This window comes from Roseibium aestuarii (assembly GCF_008477545.1).
Lineage (GTDB): Bacteria > Pseudomonadota > Alphaproteobacteria > Rhizobiales > Stappiaceae > Roseibium > Roseibium aestuarii.
On record NZ_VORA01000003.1, the window covers coordinates 48,403 to 65,488 of the forward strand.

Genomic DNA, 17,086 nt, shown 5'->3' on the forward strand with positions numbered 1-17,086 from the left:
GGCTCCCCTGCGGAATGACTGTCGTTCCGCAGGGTACATGCCATTTCAGACCGCCAGGGGCCGGAACGTCGTCGGATGTTCTGGCCCTTGGTCTATCCGGATCAGCACGGCGGCCGGCAATCCGGAGGCTGACCCAAAGCGCCTCGCGCAGGCGTCTTCAACCTGCCCTTGAGGCACTTTCTTAAACATGCCCTTAAGGTTTCGGCCGTAAAAATACGCATCGGCAACTCCATCCTCACAAGACCGGCCCTTCCCCCACCGGCGCACCCCTGTGCATCACAGTCCCATCCTCACGGGTTGCCAGGAGCTACTGATGGTCCTCAAAAATCTGCCAATCGTGCACAAGATGCTCTGCGTCGTCGCACTGCTTGGGCTCTCCGCCGCTGGCATCGCCACCGTGTCCTATACCGAACTCTCGAAGCTTTCCTCGTCCTTCCACGCTGTCGGCCAGACCGAAGAGGCCGCCCGCGAGGCGATGGACCTTCGCATCGACATTGTTGCCATTTCGCGCATGACCTACCAGTTGGCCCTGGAGCCGCAGGAAGCAGCTTCCTATGTGGAGCAGAAGCAGCGCCGCGCTCAGGAAATGCTTGATCGTCTGCCGAAGCTCGAAGCCGTCGCCGACCAGACCGAAAAAGCGCAACTGCAGGAAGTCCGCACTGCCTTGAACGGCTACTTCGCGACCATCGACACCATGATCGCGACCGCGCAGCAAAACCCGGATGACGCGGTGACCATCAAGGCAGCCCTCGCAACCGCTCTGGAGGGCCAGAAGGACGTGACCGCCAAGGTCAAGGTCTACAGCACCTATTCCGGCGAGGCGATGGCGGCCGAACGCATCTCCTCCTTCGAGGCGTCCGAAGCCGCAGCCACCAGTATCGTCATCACCGCTGTGGCCGCGATCCTCGTCGGCACGCTGCTGGCGATCTTCATCGCGACCTACGGCATTTCCCGCCCGATCCACCGCATCGTCGCCACCCTGAAGCGTCTTGCTGAGGGAGAAGAGCAAGTCGAAATCGTGGGCGCCGACCGGCGCGACGAGATTGGCGATCTGGCCAAGGCCGCGATCTTCTTCAAGGAACAATCCGAACGCAGCCACCGGATCGCGGTGGAGCACGAAGCGCAGAAGGCTCTTGCCGAAGGACAGAACCGCCAGATGCTCGTCCGCATGGCCGATGACTTCGAAAACTCGGTCGGCAGCATCGTCCGCTCCGTGTCCCAGGCGGCGTCCCGGCTAGAGACTTTCGCCCGCGAAATGTATGCCAATGCCAGCGCCACCTCGTCCCAATCCGCGACAGTATCAACGGCCTCGGAAGAAGCCTCTTCGAACGTGGAAACCGTCGCGGCAGCGACCGAGGAGCTGACCGCGTCTGTTCAGGAAATCTCGTCGCAGGTCGAAAACTCGAGCAAGATGTCGCAGGCTGCCGCCCGCGACGCGGATGCGGCCGCCGGCAAGGTCGAAGGCCTGTCCAATGCGGCGCAGAAGATCGGCGATATCGTCGAACTGATCAACGGCATCGCCGGTCAGACCAACCTGCTCGCCCTCAACGCGACCATCGAGGCGGCTCGCGCCGGTGAGGCCGGCAAGGGCTTTGCGGTGGTGGCCGCCGAAGTGAAGCAGCTTGCGGATCAGACTGCCAAGGCCACGACGGAAATTGCCAATCAGATTAACGAGATCCAGAACTCCACCACGGACACCGCCTCGGCGATCAACGGTGTTGCGGAAACGATTGGGCGGGTGAACGAGATCTCTTCGGCTGTCGCCGCTGCGGTCGAGGAACAGGCCGCTGCAACGCAGGAAATCGCGCGCAACGTGCAGCAGGCTGCTTCGGGAACCGCCGAGGTAACCAACGCCATCGAACTGGTCACCGACGCGGCCGGCAACTCCAGCCGCACCGCCAACCAGGTGCTCGATGCCTCCGGAGATCTTGCAAAGCAGTCGGAAATCCTGCAAGCGGAACTGCAGAAGTTCCTGTCCACCATACGGGCCGCCTGATCCGGCGGCTCGCAAGCAGCTGAGCCGGATGACAGTCGACGCGAAACTGGGTCAAGCCCCGCACGAGATGCCCGGATCTGCCGCAAGCCTGCGGCAGGCTCCGGGCATTGTCACATATCCGGAAGGCTCCCCCGATTGGCGCTCGGGTGTACCGGGGAGCCGCTTATGCTGAAACTCCTTGCCGAAAACATTGCCATTGACCGGGGCGGACGCCGGGTCTTTTCCGGGCTGTCCTTCGATCTGGACGCAGGACATGCGCTGATCGTCACCGGTCAGAACGGCATCGGCAAGTCATCGCTGCTGCGCACGCTGGCCGGGCTCGTCCCGCCAACCGAAGGGACGCTGCGGCTTCAGGGCGGAGAGACCGAGCGCTCCCCGGCCGAACACGCCCATTATTTCGGCCACCAGAGCGCGGTGAAACCGGCCCTGACCGCCCTCGAGAACCTGGAGTTCTGGCGCGACTTCCTTCAGCCCGCACGGCCGCAGGCCTTTTCGGGATTTCCGGTGGCAACCGATGCCGCCCTCGAGATGCTGGGCATCGGCCACACGGCGCGGCTGCCCGCGGCCTATCTGTCGGCCGGCCAGACCCGGCGGCTGGCGCTGGCCCGGCTCTTCGTCTGCCCGCGCCCGATCTGGCTCATGGATGAGCCGACCTCGGCCCTCGACACGGCGTCCGAGGCGCTGCTCCTTACGCTCATGCAGGACCATCTGACCCATGGCGGAATGATCCTGACAGCAACCCACACGCCCCTGGCCCTCAGGCCCTCCCGCACGCTGCATCTGGAAGCCGCCGATCCCGCAGACATGCCCTCCGCCGACGGCGAGCCGGACAGTCTGGAGGAGATCTACGGATGAGCGAACGCCCCCTCCCCTGGGCCATGACCCTGCTGCGCCGGGAGCTGCGCCTTTCCATGCGCGTCGGCGGCGGCGCGCAGGTGGGAGTCCTCTTCTTCCTCGCTGTCGTCACGGTCATCCCCTTCGGCCTCGGCCCGGACATGAACCTTCTGGCCCGCATCGGTCCGGCAATTCTGTGGATCGGAGCCCTTCTCGCCACCCTGCTTGGGCTCGACCGACTGTTCCAGGCTGACCGGGACGACGGCACCCTTGACCTGATGCTGATGGCGGGACGGCCGCTGGAACTGGTGGTCCTCACCAAGTGCCTGGCCCACTGGCTGGCGACCGGGCTGCCCCTGGTCGTCGCCGCGCCGGTTCTGGGCATCTTCCTGAACCTGCAGCCGCTCGCCATGGGCGCAGTCACCCTGACGCTTCTGGTGGGAACGCCGGCGCTCACGCTCATTGGCGCCATCGGCGCGGCTCTCACCGTGTCCCTGCGCCGGGGCGGACTGCTGCTGGCCGTCCTTGTCGTGCCGCTGGCGATCCCGGTGCTGATCTTCGGTGTCAGCGCCGCCAATGCCGCTCTTGTGGTCGGCACGCCCTTCCGGGCGCCCTTTGCCATTCTCTGCGCCCTCAGCCTTCTGGCTGCGGTCATCGGTCCCGTTGCCTCCGCAATGGCCTTGCGCTTCTCTTCCGATTAAGGTGAGGCCCGGGGTAGGGCCGCGGATTGATCCAGCGCAATGCCCTGACGCCGTCATCAGGCTCTTTGCCTGCCAGACCGGAACGCTCTAGGTTGAAGTCATATGGCCATACTGGATTACGCTAACCCGACGAGATTCCTGCGCCTGACGCAGATCGTGCTGCCCTGGCTGACGGCAGCCTGCCTCGCCGCTTTCGCGGTCGGCCTCTACATGACCTTCTTCGTCTCGCCCGAGGACTACCAGCAGGGCCAGACGGTGAAGATCATGTACATCCACGTGCCGGCGGCCTGGCTCTGCATGATGACCTATTCGATCATGGCCATCTCGTCCCTCGGCACCCTGGTCTGGAAACACCCGCTCGCCGATGTGTCCGCCAAGGCCGCGGCCCCGATCGGCGCCGCTTTCACCCTGATTGCCCTCATCACCGGCTCGCTCTGGGGCCGGCCCATGTGGGGCACCTACTGGGAGTGGGACGCGCGGATGACCTCCGTGCTCGTGCTGCTGATCATGTATCTGGGCCTGATCGCCCTGTGGCGCACCATGGAAGACCCGATCCGCGCAGGGAAGGCCGCCGCCGTCCTGACCCTGGTCGGCGCCATCAACCTGCCGATCATCAAGTTCTCGGTGGAATGGTGGAACACCCTGCACCAGCCCGCCAGCGTCATGCGCATGGATGGCCCCACCATCGACACCTCCATGCTGGTGCCGCTCTTCGTCATGGCGGGCGCCGCCACGCTGCTGTTCTTCGTGCTGCACCTGCAGGCCATGCGCAACGAGATCCTGCGCCGTCGGGTCCGCGCCATGCGCCTGAAGGCCGCCGCCGGCTCCCGCGCCGCACGCATGGCACCCCCGTCCTCTCCCCTTTCCAGCCCGATGTCCGGCACACCCGGCGCAGCGGAGTAACCCCATGGATCTCGGACCCTATTCCGGCTTCATTCTGGCGTCCTACGCCATCAGCACCCTGATCGTTCTGGCTCTCGTGGCGTGGGTCGTCCTCGACCGGCGCCAGCTGGAGCGCACGCTGCACGATCTCGCCAGCAAGGGCGTCACCCGCCGAGGCCCGGCCACGGCCCCTGCCGCCGCAAAGCTGTCCTCCACCGCAACGGATACCCAGGAATGACCGATCAGCCCCAGCCGGCCGGAAAGACCACGTCCCGGCGCCTGCCGGTGCTCGTGCTTCTGCCGCTCTTTCTCTTCGCGGCCCTGGCGGCCCTGTTCCTCGTCCAGCTCACCATGGGCCGGGATCCCTCCGTGATCCCCTCGGCGCTGATCGACAAGCCGGCCCCCCAGACTGCCCTGCCCGCGCTGGAGGGCCTGACGGAGAACGGCCAGCCCGTGCCCGGTCTGACAAACGCGGATTTCGAGGGACAGGTCACCGCCGTCAATGTCTTCGCCTCCTGGTGCGGTCCCTGCCGGCAGGAACATCCCTTCCTTGAGCGTCTGGCCGAGGTCGAGGGCCTGCAGATGGCCGCGATCAACTACAAGGACCCCACCGAGAACGCCCGGCGCTTCCTCGCCAGCTTCGGTAATCCCTTCGACAGGGTCGGCACGGATGACGACGGACGGGCCGGCATCGAGTGGGGCGTCACCGGCGTTCCCGAAACCTTCCTGATCGATCGCAAGGGAACGATCCGGTACAAGCTGTTCGGCCCCTTGACGGAAGAGAATTACCAAGGCTTCCTCGCCGAAATCCGGAAATTGCAGGCCGAGTGACCCTCGATTGCCGGGAACTGCGCCCCATGAGCGCAAGGCTCGCCCACGGCCATAACCTGCTCGTGATTGGCTGCGAGGATTGAAACTCGGTAGTGTTCCCGGACTGGGAACGACGGGATACCGGAGAATGGATCAGATGCCGCAGGAAGGGCTCGCCCCGATCGCACGTTTTGTCGGCCGTCGCACAAGGCTCGGAACCGTTTCTGCTGCCATCGCAGGCGTGCTGCTGTCGGCACTGCAGGCCGTCGCCGCCGAAACCCCGGCCCTCTCCACCCCCTTGCCCTCCGAACCGGCCGTCGTCCTCGAACTCTTCACCAGCCAGGGCTGCTCCTCCTGCCCCCCCGCCGACACTCTGCTGCAAAGGCTCAGCGACCGGGAAGGTGTGCTGGCCCTGTCGCTGCCCGTCGACTACTGGGACTATCTCGGCTGGAAGGACACGCTGGCCAGCGGCGCGAACTCCACCCGTCAGCGCGCCTATGCGGAGCAACGCGGCGACCGGTCCATCTACACCCCGCAAATGGTGATCAACGGTGGCGAACACGTGGTCGGCAGCAATGCCGTGGCCATTGACGAAGCCATCATGCGCGCGGAGCCCTTCACCTCCCAGGTCGAAACCAGCGTCACCGACATGGCCATGGAAGTGCACGTCAGTGGTGCCCTTCCTGATCGAGCGCGCATGGCGACCGTCTATTTCTCCATGCTGGACGATCGGGTCGATGTCGCGATCAATCGGGGGGAGAACTCCGGGGAGACCGTGACTTACGTGAATGTCGCCCGGCAGATGCAGCCCATCGGCATGTGGGACGGTTCGGCCCAGGTGTTCCGCATTCCCCTGAGCGAGATCCGCAACACAGGCCTCGCGCGGGGCGCCGTGATCGTGCAGCTGGAGACCGAGGACGGCCCCGGCCGCATCATCGGCGCCCGCACCATCGACCTCGCAGCGGCCCGCTAGGGCACCGCATCCCTGCGTATCCGCCCACCTTCGGGGCGGTTTTGCCACGGGGAATTTCCGCGCCTGCGCTTGTGTCCGGGCGCAAACGTGGTAGGTGTCGCAAGGAAATGCGGGGCAACCCGCCGGATTTCTAGCGGATAGCGGACACTCTCCATGACCATTCGGCTGAAAATCGCACTCGGCAGCCTTGTTGTCGGGATGCTCTCGCTCGGTTTGAAATACACCGCCTTCCTGATGACGGGCTCCACGGCGCTCTATGCCGACGCGCTGGAAACCATCGTCAACGTGGCCGCCTCGCTCGCCACGCTCTTCGCGGTGTGGATGGCTGCCAAGCCGGCCGACCAGAACCACCCCTATGGTCATGACAAGGCAGAGTATTTCGCCGCGGTTCTCGTCGGCGTGCTCATCGTTCTGGCGTCGCTCTCGATCTTCCACTCGACCTGGCAGAGCTATCTCTCCAGCGAGGTCGTCACCTATTCGCCCCTGGGCCTCGGGGTGAATGCCGCCGCCGCCGCCCTGAACGGCGTTTGGGCCTGGGTGCTGCTCAAGGCCGCAAAGAAACACCGCTCGCCGGCCCTGAGGGCCGACGGCAAGCATCTGGTGGCCGACGTCTTCACCTCACTCGGTGTTCTGGCTGGCGTCGGTCTGGTCACCCTGACCGGCTGGCAGATGCTCGACACGGTGCTCGCCGGGCTCGTCGGCGTCAACGTGCTGTGGACCGGCTGGGAGGTGATGAAGGAATCCGTCTCCGGCCTGATGGATGAAGCCGCTTCCGAGGACGTTCAGGCCCATATCCGCGACATGATCCGCGACCATGGCGACGGGGCGCTTGAGGCCCACGACCTGCGCACCCGGCATTCCGGCCGCACCACCTTCATCGACTTCCACCTTGTCGTGCCCGGCGACCTGACCGTGGATGCCGCCCACGAGATCTGCGACCGCATTGAGCAGGCCATCGGCCGCAAGGTGCCGGGCGCCCACGTGACCATCCACGTGGAGCCGGATCACAAGGCCAAGCATCGGGGCGTGCTGGTGTTGTGAACCGGGGCGCACCACCGCGCTGAAACGACAAACCCTCCGGGAGCGATCCCGGAGGGTTTTTTCATGACCACTTGCGCGAACGATCTCAGCGCAGGATGTCGGATTCAGGCGTTGCGCTGATCTTGTGAATGGAAAGGTCGGCGCCGCGGCGCTCCTCGTCCTTCGACAGGCGCAGCCCGATTGCGACCTTCAGCACCCCATAGACGGCGACACCCAGAACGAAGGCATAGACGACACCGGCCAGCGTGCCGATGATCTGTGCCGGGAGCGACACGCCACCGAGACCCCCCAGCGCCTGCTGACCGAAGATGCCGGCCGCGACGCCGCCCCAGAGCCCGCAGAGCCCGTGCAGCGGCCAGACGCCGAGCACGTCATCGATGCGGAGCCGCGACTGGCACAGCTCGAAACCCTTGACGAAGAGGCCACCGGCCACCGCACCAACGATCAGGCTGCCCACCGGATGCATCAGGTCCGACCCGGCGCAGACAGCCACCAGACCGGCAAGCGCGCCGTTGTGAACGAAGCCCGGGTCATTGCGGCCGACGACGAGGGCCGAGAGGATCCCGCCGACCATAGCCATGAGCGAATTGATCGCCACGAGGCCCGATGCGGCCTGCAGGGATCCGGCCGTCATCACGTTGAAGCCGAACCAGCCCACGCAGAGCATCCAGGACCCCAGCGCCAGCCAGGGAATGGACGACGGCGGAATGCCCATCATGCGTCCGTCCGCATCATAGCGGCCCAGACGCGGGCCGAGCAGCAGCACGGCCCCCAGCGCGATCCAGCCGCCCACCGCATGAACCACGACGGAGCCCGCGAAGTCATGGAACCCGGCGCCGAACGCTTCCGTCAGCATGGCCTGAAGGCCGAAGTTGCCGTTCCACACGATGCCTTCGAACAGCGGATAGCCCACACCCACCAGCGCGGCGGTGGCCAGGCACTGGGGCAGGAACTTCATGCGCTCGGCGATGCCGCCGGAGATGATCGCTGGAATGGCCGCCGCGAAGGTGGTGAGGAAGAAGAACTTGACCAGGGTCAGCCCCTGCAGCTCGAAACCGACACCGCCACCGGTGAGCGTTGCCGCATCGACCAGGAAGCTGGTGCCATAGGCAAAGCCGTAGCCGACGAAGAAATAGGCCACCGTCGAGATCGCAAAATCGACGAGGATCTTCACCAGGGCATTCACCTGGTTCTTGTGCCGGACGGTGCCGACTTCGAGGAACGCGAAGCCCCCGTGCATGGCGAAGACCAGAATGGCCCCCATGAGAACGAAGAACACGTCTCCGCCCACGGCTTGATCAGTCATCGTGTACTCCCTGTGTGCACTCCGCTTATTTTCTATGCGGATTTCGGGCCTCAGGAATACAAGTTGCATGCCAAGCGGGCATTCATGCCTATCATCTTATCAAGTCATGGGATTTTGAAATGGCGTCCGCCACCTGTCGCGAGGCGCGCCAATCGAGGCGCCGCATTTTACGGCAATTGCCCAATAATGTTGCAATATCCCGCAACGCCTTGCAGACCAAAAAAAGCCCGGGGCACTGCCCCGGGCTTCAGGTTCGCGGTCCGAGCCAACCGACCGCGATTTCGGATCCCGCTTAGCGGGTGGAGCCGATGCCGAACTCCGGATAGGCTTCCACGCCGATCTCGACCTTGTCGAGACCCAGGGCTTCTTCCTCTTCCGAGACACGGATGCCGATCAGGGCCTTCAGGATGAACCACACGATGGTGGAAGCAACCAGGGTGAAGACGCCGTAGCAGGCAATGCCGATGAGCTGGGTCACGTAGGAGGTGTCGCCGTTGGAGAACGGAACGATGAAGGTGCCCCAGATGCCGCACAGCAGGTGGACCGGGATGGCGCCGACGACGTCGTCGATCTTCAGCTTGTCGAGCAGCGGCACGGCGAAGACCACGATCGCAGCACCCACGCCGCCGACGATGACGGACTGCAGGACGGTCGGAGCCAGCGGCTCGGCAGTGATGGAGACCAGACCGGCAAGTGCGCCGTTCAGGGCCATGGTCACGTCGACCTTCTTGTAGAGAACCTGGGTCAGGATCATCGCGACGACCACACCGGCAGCAGCAGCCATGTTGGTGTTGGCGAAGATGCGGGAGACGTCGGTCACGTCACCGATGGTGCCCATGGCGAGCTGAGACGCACCGTTGAAGCCGAACCAGCCGAGCCACAGGATGAACGTGCCGAGGGTCGCGAGCGGCATGGAGGAACCCGGCATCGGGTGCACGGAGCCGTCAGCGCCATACTTGCCGCGACGAGCGCCGAGGATCAGGGCGCCGGAGAGGGCAGCCCAGCCACCGACGGAGTGAACCAGCGTGGAACCTGCGAAATCGGAGAAGCCCATTTCGGACAGGAAGCCGCCGCCCCACTGCCAGGACCCGGCGATCGGGTAGATGAAGCCGGTCAGCACGATCGTGAAGATCATGAAGGGCCACAGCTTGATGCGCTCGGCCAGGGTGCCGGACACGATCGAGGCGGTGGTGGCGCAGAAGACCATCTGGAAGAACCAGTCAGACGCCGTGGAGTAGCCGGTGTCGAGGGCGTTGCCGCCGACATCGTCAAAGGAATACGGGCCGAAGGAGCCGATGAAGCCGCCGTCAACGCCGGTGTACATCAGGCTGTAGCCGGTAAGCCAGAACAGCAGGCCGGCAACGGAATAGAGAGCGATGTTCTTCAGGCACTGCATGGACACGTTCTTGGAACGCACCAGGCCGGCTTCCAGCATGGCGAAGCCGGCAGCCATCCACATGACGAGGAACCCGCCGATGAGGAAGAGAAGGGTGTTGAAGATGTACTGGGTCTCGGCCGGGACTGCCGAGTCCTGCGCCAGCGCCGGAGCTGCCATCAGCCCGAGAGCGCCAAGCGTAGCCGCGCTTCTTGCGACAAGTTTGGTCATGGTGTTTTCCCTCGCGTGAATCAAAGAGCTTCGGCGTCGGTTTCGCCGGTGCGGATGCGGACCACCTGATCGATGGAATAGACGAAGATCTTGCCGTCACCGATCTGGCCGGTCTTGGCGGCCACGGAGATTACCTCGACGACCTTGTCGACGGCTTCGCCGGACACGGCGACTTCGATCTTCAGCTTCGGCAGGAAGCTGACTGCATATTCGGTCCCGCGATAGATCTCGGTATGGCCCTTCTGACGGCCGTACCCCTTCACCTCGGTCACAGTCAGGCCCTGGATGCCGATGCCGGTGAGTGCATCACGCACTTCATCGAGCTTGAACGGCTTGATAATGGCCATCACAATTTTCATTGCTCGTTCCCATTCCTTTTCTGTTTCCTCTTCCCGGTGAAGAGGCGCCTTAGCCGGCTCCTTGGATCCCCTTTCGGGTCCCAGTCGGAGCCCCTCAGAAGGGCCTCCTCTTTCGGACCTGCCCCGCCCCCCTTGGACAGGGAAAGACGAAGACCCGAACCGGCGTCGGGCTCTTCTTTTCAAGGAACGTGCCAACTTGCCGCAGCGCAGCGAAAATTGGCGGAATCCGGGGATTCCGCTCATTTGCAGGTCAACGAAGGAGGGAAAGGCGCACTGATGCGGACCAAGCCAGCGCCACTGGAAACGCCACTTTTTGCGGCAAAATCGCAAAAATGATCATAAAATGTGCACCGCCTCAGACCAAATGCGCCCTGCGGTCAAAATCCATGCAGAAAAACTGACGCAGAAAGGGGCAACCCGCCTCTTTCACGGCGTGCACACCCCCTGTTTACGCTCTGGAAACCCTTGTCGACGCTGGGGCAGCTGTCATCTTTGCGCGGCGCTGCCGGAGCCCGAAAACTCCGGAGGGCACGCCCTCACGCGGAGAAACCGCCATCGGCGAGGAACGCCGCTTCCGCCTCGGTGGTCTGGCGGCCGAGAACCGCGTTGCGATGGGGGAAGCGCCCGAAGCGGCGGATCACATCCATGTGGATCAGGGCATAGAGATAGGTGGTCTCCTGCCCCAGACGGCGGAACAGGTCGACGGACCGCTCCTGAGCCGCCATGTCCTCCGCATGTTCAAACGGAAGATAGAAGAAGCTGCGCGCTTCCTTCGGGAACGACCGGTCGAAGCCCCGGTCCACGGACTGACGGGCAATGCGCAAGGCCTCGGGATCGGTTGCGAAGGCCCGGGCATCCTGCCGGTAGACATTGCGCGGGAATTGATCGAGCAGAATGAGCAACGCCAGTGCGCCATCAGCCGTCCCTTCCCATTCCGCCAGGTCGCCACGCGCCGCAGCCTCCATCAGCGCCAGGAACCGCTCCCGGATCTCGGCATCAAAGGCGTCATCGCGGGCAAACCATTTGGCAGGCCCCGCCTGCCACCAGAAATCGAGAACATCCTGACGGGTGGGAAGAGGTGCGGTCTTGGCGGATACGGTCATGGGATCTCCCGGTGAGGAACGCTTGCCAGGGCAAGGCTGGGCGCGACAGGTCGCTCGCGCCTGATATATAGGAAGGACAGGGATCCCCGTCCCGTTTCGATGTCAGCTTCGAAGGAACCATTCGTGACGACTTCCACCCAGCTCGACCTCAAGGGCCTGAAATGCCCGCTGCCCGTGCTCAAGACGCGCAAGGCAATCGGACAACTGGCCAGCGGTGAAACCCTCGAAGTGCTGACCACGGACCCCATGGCCTTCATCGACATTCCCCATTTCTGCAATGAGGCCGGCCACGTGCTCGAGGCCTCTGAGCGAGACGGCGAGGCCGGTCGTTTCCTCATCCGTAAGGGCTAGCCCTGAGGATCACGCGCTTCGCCGGCGATCCGGTCGATGATCCCGGCCAGCTTGAAGTCGAGATCCGTGAGCCCGCCCGCATCATGGGTGCTCAGGCGGATCTTCACCGTCTTGTAGACATTGCTCCAGTCGGGGTGATGATCGAGCTTTTCAGCTGCAAGCGCCACCCGGGTCATGAACCCGAAGGCCTGGCTGAAGTCCGCGAATTCGAAGCCACGGGAAATCGAGCCCCCCTGACTGTCATGCACCGTCCACCCGTCGAGGGCCTCCAGTTTCATGGCCACTTCACCGGGGTTCAGACGTTTCGTCATGGCATCGGTCTCCTTGCGCAGGGCTGCCAGCATCATATGCTCAGACCTGGACCCTTCTGTCAGCAACGCCGGCTCCGCGCCGTCCGTTCCCGATCCGTCAAGAAAGCCCGCGCCCGATGACATCGATCCTTTTCGTCTGCCTTGGAAACATCTGCCGCTCGCCCCTCGCCGAAGGGGTCTTCCGGGCCGTCGCGGACAAGAGCGGACATGGAGGGCCCCTCAGGGTGGACTCCGCCGGCACCGGGGCCTGGCATGTGGGCAACCCGCCCGATCCGCGCTCTGTCGAAGTTGCAGCCCGCCACGGCATCGACATCTCGCGCCAGAAGGCGCGGCAGGTGACCGACGACGACTTTCACGTCTTCGATCATATCCTGGCCATGGACCCGGACAATCTGGCCCATCTGAAGCGCATGCAGGCCCGCAGCGGCGGCACCCTGCCCCGCCTGTTCCTGGAGACGCCGGACCGCGCGGTGCCGGACCCCTATTATGACGGCGCCGACGGGTTCGAGCAGGTCTACCGGCTGATCGAGGCTGGCAGTCTCGCCCTTCTGGACCGCCTCGCCCGCTGAACACCGTCACGCATCCGTCGTCCTCCCCCGCTACAGAAGGGCGTGGCATGCGGAGAGATGTGTCTTGAAACTCCTGTGGCTGTTCCTTGCGTTCGCCCTCATCCTTCTGGGGCTTGCCACCCTGTGGCTGCCCATCCCCACCGGCGTGCCGCTTCTGGCGGCTGGCACCATCACGCTTATTGCTGCGGACCGTCGCGCCGCCCGGCTGCTCCGCCGTCAGCGCAAGGCCCTGCCTCGGCTGAACAGTCTCTTTGTCTGGCTTGAAGATCGCTCGCCCGTCCGCCTTGGCAGAATCCTGCGGCGCACGCGCCCGGCCTCCGCGACAGGCGCCCGGCCGCTGTCCGTTCCCCTCTTGAACTCCCCCGGGCGATCTCCACATCCATGAGTGGGCTGGCAGGGCATTTGGCGGGAGAAAGCAATTTCCCCCGCACAGAGAAGGAGTTCAGCCATGACAGGCATCCGCATCGATCATGACGCCTGGGTTTTCGTCGGCGATGGCGAGAAGGCACTCGTCTTCCGCAACGAAGGCGACCGTGACTTCCCGAACCTTCAGGTGATCCGGGATTTTCACTCCGACAATCCCAAGACCAGTGATCAGGGCACCGATGCCCCGGGCCGATTCAGCGATGGCCCCGGCCCGCAGCGCAGCGCGGCCGAGCAGACCGATTGGCACACTCTGGAAAAACACCGTTTCGCGAAGGACATGGCGGAGATGCTCTACAAGGCGGCCCACCGCGGCGCCTACAAGCAACTGGTTGTCGCCGCGCCTCCGGTGGTTCTGGGCGACCTGCGCAAGGCCTTTCACAAGGAGGTCAAGGCGCGCATCGTGGCCGAGGTCGACAAGGAACTGACCGGCCATCCTTCCCACGAGATCGAGAAGCTTCTCACCCGCAAGCACTGAGCGGGCGCCCCTGATCTGCCGGCCCTGAGGCGTGATCCGTCTCAGGGCTCGCGGAACATGGAGACGAAGCGGCGCGCGGAGCGAACCACTCGCGCGCCCGCACGCCGGGCCGCGACATGCAGCCTGCGGCCGGAACGGGTCAGCACCTCGTCGAGCCGGCGGTCATGCAGAGCGTGACCCGCCCTCCCGAAGAACAGCCTGTGACAGGCAAGCACCACCATCAGGGTGAGCCCCCAGGAAATCAGCGTGTCGGACAGGAAATGCCCGCCGAAGGCGATCCGGTTCAGGGACAGGAGAAGGCCGAGCGGCAGGAAGAAGGCGAGCAACGCCTTGCGCCAGGTCACGGGGGCAACCAGAACGACTGCCGCCACCAGCCACATGCCTGCCGAGGCCTCGCCGGAGACGAAGGAGCAGTTGGTGTCGCACCAGCTGGTGATCTTCCAGACCGGCTGATAGGGCATGTCGCCGTCGAAGAGATCCACCATCACCGGGCGCGGACGCCCCCAGTTGTTCTTCAGGATCGCGTTGACCAGCAGGCCCGGCCCCAGAATGAGGCTTGTCAGCAGGAACAGCGGCGTGCGCAGGGGCATCAGCGGCCGCCGGGCCGGGAAGATCAGCTTGGCCAGCACCACACCCACGCAAACGATCGCGATCAGCGTGACCAGATGGGGCCCGAGATGCCGGAATTGCCGCAGGAAGGGGCTGAACTGGGCGAAGAAGCCGTGGCGCTCCGGATCGAAGAATAGGCCGCTCGCCCAGAGATCGACGTCCGGAAAGGCGAGAAACAGCGCCGACACCAGCACCACATAGATCGCGACGGCCGTCAGCGGATGACGCCGGCACCACGCCAGAAGGCGATGGCCATGCGGCCGCAGGCGGTCTGCACGGGTCCGCAGACGAGCAAAAACACTGGTCAGGATTGATCGCGCCCCATTTTCCATGGGCGCTCTTTAGCCCATTTCACCGCCGCACGCCAAGGGTGGCCGCCCTGCCAGACCGTCAATCCGTCCCTCAATCCGCTCCTGAGGACAGCGCCTGCCGGTGGCGGAAGACAGGCCGCAAGGCCTCGTAGAGCGCCGCCGGGTCGATCGGCTTTGCAACGACCGCCAGGATCCCCGCCTCCTCGCGCACCGCCGCCGTGATCCGCTCCGGCGCGGCCGTGAGCAGCAGGACAGGCGGAACGGTAAGCCCGGCCAGAGCCTTGAGCGCATAGGCGAAGGCCAGGCCGCTTGTCGACCCCAGATGGAGATCGACAAGAAATCCGTCATAGGACCGGCGGTCCAGAAGCCCCAGGGCCGCCTCCACATCCACGGCAAGGTCGCAGGACAGGTTGAAGGAGCCAAGGACGCTAGCAATCAGCTGGCGGCTCGGCCCGTGATCCTCGATAAGCAGCACATGGGCATCAGCCTCGGCGCAGGTGGCATCATCCGCCAGCTCCACCCGGGCAGGAGCCAGATCTTCCACTCCCAGCGGGATCCGCAGATCGAAGACCGCCCCCGCCTCGCCGTCCTGCCTCTCGCCGAGAGCCAGATCACCGCCCGCCTCGCGCAGCAGCTCGCGCGCGCCGAAGAGGCCGAGCCCGTGGCCGCCCGGATGGGCCTCCGCCGCGCCCCGCGCCCCGGCCTGAAACAGACGGGAGCGCAGGTCTGCCGGGATGCCCGGCCCGCAATCCGTCACCCGCAGCACGAGCGTTACTCCGGGGGAGGCGCTGTCACCGGCGTCCTCGAAAGCGGTTGTCACCCGGATGGGCCCGGCGCCATAGCGCAACGCATTGTCGAGCAGGATGCCCAGCGCCCGGCGCAGCAGCACGGCACGCGAGAGCGGAAGACTGGCCTGCCGACCGGCAGGCTCCACGAGAAGCACGCGCCCCTCATCCTCCGCACGGGGGCGAAACAGGGCGGCAATGTCCTGCACAAGGCGAGCCAGATCGTGACGGCCGTCCTGCCCGAGGGCGCCGTCCTTTCCGGCAGCCTCGCGAGTGTCGACCGCGTCTCCGGCGCCGGGCATCGCCTCCCGCGTCATCTCGACCAGAGCATCGATCGCCCCGAGAAGCAGATCCATCCGCTCGCTCTGGCGTCGGGTGAGGCCATCCTGGGCAATCAGGTCGGCGGTGAGGCGCATGGCCGAAAGCGGCGTCCTCAGGTCATGCAGCAGCAACGCAAGCCGTTCTTCGGAATTCACGCGCGTCCCCTTGCCAGATGAGTGGGCTCGGGCCATCCTCGCCATTCCCGTTCCTGCCGGCACAGCCGTGCCAGCGGTCCGGCTGGTGACCCGATCTGGCCTTGAGCCTATCAGCACGGCCCCTCCAGCTGAACCCGAAATCCTGACAACGGCCCTTCGCGCCGCTGTTTTTCCAAACCTCCGGACTGGCTCCATGTCTCTGGAAATACTGATCATTGTCGCACCGGTCTTCATTCTGATCGGGCTCGGCTACATCGTCGCCCGCACGGGCCTGCTGCCTCAGGCGACCGGCGACGCGCTCGCGCAATATGTCTATGTGATCGCGATCCCGGTCCTGCTCTTCAAGACGCTGGCCGCCGTGGACATGGAGGGCGAAACCCCCTGGGCGCTCTGGGCAAGCTATTTCGGCGGCGTCTTCGCCACCTGGCTGCTGGCTGCGGGCCTCACCCGGCGCCTTTTCGCCCGCGACGCCCGCGCCTGCGCCATCGCCGGAACCAGCGCGTCCTTCGCCAACACGGTGATGGTCGGCCTGCCCCTGATCTCCGCGATCTATGGCGATGCCGGGCTCACGCCCCTGCTGCTGATCCTCTCCATCCACCTGCCGGTGATGACGATCCTCATTGCGGTGATCATGGAGCGGGCGGCCCAGGCCGACGGCGTGGGGGAAGGCGGCACCCTGTCTTCGACCGTGAAGAACGTGCTGCGCAGCCTCGCGACCAATCCGATCGTGGTCGGCATCCTCGCCGCCCTCGTCTGGCGTCTGGCGCACCTGCCGGTGTCGGGACTGATGAAGGATGTCCTCGACCGGATCGCAGGCACCGCCCTGCCGGTGGCGCTGCTGTCCCTGGGCATGAGCATGGTGGCCTATGGCATCCGTGGCAATCTTCTGCCAGGGATCCTGCTGAGCGTGCTGAAGGTGGGCATCATGCCGGCCATCGTCTTCGGCCTCGGCGCCCACGTGTTCCACCTGCCACCGCTCTGGACCGCCGCCGCAACCCTGACGGCCGCCTGCCCGACCGGGGTTAACGCCTATATCTTCGCCAACAAGTACGGGACCGGCCACGCCATGTCCTCGAACTCCATCACCCTGACGACGCTCTTTGCCATCGCCACCACCAGCCTCTGGGGCGGCTTCCTGCATCTGTGGGGGGCCGGATGACCG

Annotated in this window: 20 protein-coding genes; 13 read left to right on the forward strand and 7 right to left on the reverse strand. The window is 65.0% G+C overall.

The features are described 5' to 3' along the window. The first annotated feature begins 313 nt into the window (after nt 1–313). The 8 genes from FR728_RS13060 to FR728_RS13095 all read left to right on the forward strand — a co-directional run bounded on the left by FR728_RS13060 (nt 314) and on the right by FR728_RS13095 (nt 7,237). Entirely contained in the window at nt 314–1,996 is a 1,683-nt protein-coding gene (locus FR728_RS13060; RefSeq protein ID WP_149893172.1) for a methyl-accepting chemotaxis protein, read from the forward strand. A gap of 168 nt (nt 1,997–2,164) precedes the next feature. Then, nucleotides 2,165–2,851 (forward strand): heme ABC exporter ATP-binding protein CcmA, encoded by a 687-nt coding sequence (gene ccmA / locus FR728_RS13065; RefSeq protein WP_149893419.1) that lies wholly within the window; start codon nt 2,165–2,167, stop codon nt 2,849–2,851. Further along, the gene (gene ccmB, locus FR728_RS13070; protein WP_377176619.1) at nt 2,848–3,531 is read left to right on the forward strand and encodes a heme exporter protein CcmB; all 684 of its coding nucleotides are present in this window, start codon (nt 2,848–2,850) and stop codon (nt 3,529–3,531) included. The genes ccmA and ccmB overlap by 4 nt, the downstream gene beginning before the upstream one ends. 102 nt (nt 3,532–3,633) lie before the next feature. Beyond that, nucleotides 3,634–4,434: a heme ABC transporter permease gene (locus FR728_RS13075; protein WP_149893173.1), complete on the forward strand. Its 801-nt coding sequence runs from the start codon at nt 3,634–3,636 to the stop codon at nt 4,432–4,434. Nucleotides 4,435–4,438: 4 nt separating this feature from the next. Next, the gene (gene ccmD / locus FR728_RS13080) at nt 4,439–4,651 is read left to right on the forward strand and encodes a heme exporter protein CcmD (protein ID WP_149893174.1); all 213 of its coding nucleotides are present in this window, start codon (nt 4,439–4,441) and stop codon (nt 4,649–4,651) included. Beyond that, nucleotides 4,648–5,244 carry a DsbE family thiol:disulfide interchange protein gene (locus FR728_RS13085; RefSeq protein WP_149893175.1) on the forward strand — a complete coding sequence of 199 codons (597 nt, stop codon included), beginning with the start codon at nt 4,648–4,650 and terminating at the stop codon, nt 5,242–5,244. The genes ccmD and FR728_RS13085 overlap by 4 nt, the downstream gene beginning before the upstream one ends. 127 nt (nt 5,245–5,371) lie before the next feature. Then, nucleotides 5,372–6,196: a DUF1223 domain-containing protein gene (locus tag FR728_RS13090; RefSeq protein ID WP_208998809.1), complete on the forward strand. Its 825-nt coding sequence runs from the start codon at nt 5,372–5,374 to the stop codon at nt 6,194–6,196. Between the two features lie 153 nt (nt 6,197–6,349). Continuing rightward, nucleotides 6,350–7,237: a cation diffusion facilitator family transporter gene (locus tag FR728_RS13095; protein WP_149893176.1), complete on the forward strand. Its 888-nt coding sequence runs from the start codon at nt 6,350–6,352 to the stop codon at nt 7,235–7,237. Nucleotides 7,238–7,322: 85 nt separating this feature from the next. Here FR728_RS13095 and FR728_RS13100 read toward each other — a convergent pair whose 3' ends face one another. The 4 genes from FR728_RS13100 to FR728_RS13115 form a co-directional block, all read right to left on the reverse strand. Then, on the reverse strand, nt 7,323–8,543 hold the full coding sequence (locus tag FR728_RS13100) for an ammonium transporter (RefSeq protein ID WP_149893177.1): 1,221 nt from the start codon (nt 8,541–8,543) through the stop codon (nt 7,323–7,325). A gap of 292 nt (nt 8,544–8,835) precedes the next feature. Then, nucleotides 8,836–10,149: an ammonium transporter gene (locus FR728_RS13105; protein WP_149893178.1), complete on the reverse strand. Its 1,314-nt coding sequence runs from the start codon at nt 10,147–10,149 to the stop codon at nt 8,836–8,838. Nucleotides 10,150–10,169: 20 nt separating this feature from the next. After that, nucleotides 10,170–10,508 carry a P-II family nitrogen regulator gene (locus tag FR728_RS13110; protein ID WP_149893179.1) on the reverse strand — a complete coding sequence of 113 codons (339 nt, stop codon included), beginning with the start codon at nt 10,506–10,508 and terminating at the stop codon, nt 10,170–10,172. A gap of 536 nt (nt 10,509–11,044) precedes the next feature. Then, complete coding sequence (locus FR728_RS13115; protein ID WP_149893180.1) at nt 11,045–11,611, reverse strand: DUF924 family protein; 567 nt, start codon at nt 11,609–11,611, stop codon at nt 11,045–11,047. 99 nt (nt 11,612–11,710) lie between these two features. Here FR728_RS13115 and FR728_RS13120 point away from each other — a divergent pair, with 99 nt between their 5' ends. Further along, nucleotides 11,711–11,962: a sulfurtransferase TusA family protein gene (locus tag FR728_RS13120; protein ID WP_149893181.1), complete on the forward strand. Its 252-nt coding sequence runs from the start codon at nt 11,711–11,713 to the stop codon at nt 11,960–11,962. Here the strand turns inward: FR728_RS13120 and FR728_RS13125 are convergent. Further along, nucleotides 11,959–12,273: a 4a-hydroxytetrahydrobiopterin dehydratase gene (locus tag FR728_RS13125; RefSeq protein ID WP_149893182.1), complete on the reverse strand. Its 315-nt coding sequence runs from the start codon at nt 12,271–12,273 to the stop codon at nt 11,959–11,961. The two genes, FR728_RS13120 and FR728_RS13125, sit on opposite strands and share 4 nt — an antisense overlap. A gap of 116 nt (nt 12,274–12,389) precedes the next feature. Between FR728_RS13125 and FR728_RS13130 the strand changes: the two genes are divergently transcribed. The 3 genes from FR728_RS13130 to FR728_RS13140 all read left to right on the forward strand — a co-directional run bounded on the left by FR728_RS13130 (nt 12,390) and on the right by FR728_RS13140 (nt 13,743). Continuing rightward, entirely contained in the window at nt 12,390–12,842 is a 453-nt protein-coding gene (locus FR728_RS13130; protein WP_149893183.1) for a low molecular weight protein-tyrosine-phosphatase, read from the forward strand. Between the two features lie 64 nt (nt 12,843–12,906). After that, nucleotides 12,907–13,227, forward strand: a complete 321-nt coding sequence (locus FR728_RS13135) for a hypothetical protein (protein WP_188318901.1) — start codon at nt 12,907–12,909, stop codon at nt 13,225–13,227. Nucleotides 13,228–13,290: 63 nt separating this feature from the next. Next, nucleotides 13,291–13,743: a baeRF12 domain-containing protein gene (locus tag FR728_RS13140; protein WP_149893184.1), complete on the forward strand. Its 453-nt coding sequence runs from the start codon at nt 13,291–13,293 to the stop codon at nt 13,741–13,743. Nucleotides 13,744–13,784: 41 nt separating this feature from the next. Here FR728_RS13140 and FR728_RS13145 read toward each other — a convergent pair whose 3' ends face one another. Beyond that, the gene (locus FR728_RS13145; protein WP_149893185.1) at nt 13,785–14,684 is read right to left on the reverse strand and encodes a phosphatase PAP2 family protein; all 900 of its coding nucleotides are present in this window, start codon (nt 14,682–14,684) and stop codon (nt 13,785–13,787) included. Nucleotides 14,685–14,754: 70 nt separating this feature from the next. Continuing rightward, nucleotides 14,755–15,924, reverse strand: a complete 1,170-nt coding sequence (locus tag FR728_RS13150) for a hybrid sensor histidine kinase/response regulator (protein ID WP_188318902.1) — start codon at nt 15,922–15,924, stop codon at nt 14,755–14,757. A gap of 193 nt (nt 15,925–16,117) precedes the next feature. Here FR728_RS13150 and FR728_RS13155 point away from each other — a divergent pair, with 193 nt between their 5' ends. Then, a complete protein-coding gene (locus FR728_RS13155; protein WP_149893187.1) occupies nt 16,118–17,083 on the forward strand; it encodes an AEC family transporter in 966 nt (321 codons plus the stop codon). Nucleotides 17,084–17,086 lie beyond the last annotated feature (3 nt).

Bases quoted from the DNA above. Each gene is read 5' to 3' on its own strand.
- FR728_RS13060 (WP_149893172.1), top strand. From the start codon at position 314: ATGGTCCTCAAAAATCTGCCAATCGTGCACAAGATGCTCTGCGTCGTC.
- ccmB (WP_377176619.1), top strand. From the start codon at position 2,848: ATGAGCGAACGCCCCCTCCCCTGGGCCATGACCCTGCTGCGCCGGGAG.
- FR728_RS13075 (WP_149893173.1), top strand. From the start codon at position 3,634: ATGGCCATACTGGATTACGCTAACCCGACGAGATTCCTGCGCCTGACG.
- ccmD (WP_149893174.1), top strand. From the start codon at position 4,439: ATGGATCTCGGACCCTATTCCGGCTTCATTCTGGCGTCCTACGCCATC.
- FR728_RS13085 (WP_149893175.1), top strand. From the start codon at position 4,648: ATGACCGATCAGCCCCAGCCGGCCGGAAAGACCACGTCCCGGCGCCTG.
- FR728_RS13090 (WP_208998809.1), top strand. From the start codon at position 5,372: ATGGATCAGATGCCGCAGGAAGGGCTCGCCCCGATCGCACGTTTTGTC.
- FR728_RS13095 (WP_149893176.1), top strand. From the start codon at position 6,350: ATGACCATTCGGCTGAAAATCGCACTCGGCAGCCTTGTTGTCGGGATG.
- FR728_RS13100 (WP_149893177.1), bottom strand. From the start codon at position 8,543: ATGACTGATCAAGCCGTGGGCGGAGACGTGTTCTTCGTTCTCATGGGG.
- FR728_RS13105 (WP_149893178.1), bottom strand. From the start codon at position 10,149: ATGACCAAACTTGTCGCAAGAAGCGCGGCTACGCTTGGCGCTCTCGGG.
- FR728_RS13110 (WP_149893179.1), bottom strand. From the start codon at position 10,508: ATGAAAATTGTGATGGCCATTATCAAGCCGTTCAAGCTCGATGAAGTG.
- FR728_RS13115 (WP_149893180.1), bottom strand. From the start codon at position 11,611: ATGACCGTATCCGCCAAGACCGCACCTCTTCCCACCCGTCAGGATGTT.
- FR728_RS13120 (WP_149893181.1), top strand. From the start codon at position 11,711: ATGTCAGCTTCGAAGGAACCATTCGTGACGACTTCCACCCAGCTCGAC.
- FR728_RS13125 (WP_149893182.1), bottom strand. From the start codon at position 12,273: ATGACGAAACGTCTGAACCCCGGTGAAGTGGCCATGAAACTGGAGGCC.
- FR728_RS13130 (WP_149893183.1), top strand. From the start codon at position 12,390: ATGACATCGATCCTTTTCGTCTGCCTTGGAAACATCTGCCGCTCGCCC.
- FR728_RS13140 (WP_149893184.1), top strand. From the start codon at position 13,291: ATGACAGGCATCCGCATCGATCATGACGCCTGGGTTTTCGTCGGCGAT.
- FR728_RS13145 (WP_149893185.1), bottom strand. From the start codon at position 14,684: ATGGAAAATGGGGCGCGATCAATCCTGACCAGTGTTTTTGCTCGTCTG.
- FR728_RS13155 (WP_149893187.1), top strand. From the start codon at position 16,118: ATGTCTCTGGAAATACTGATCATTGTCGCACCGGTCTTCATTCTGATC.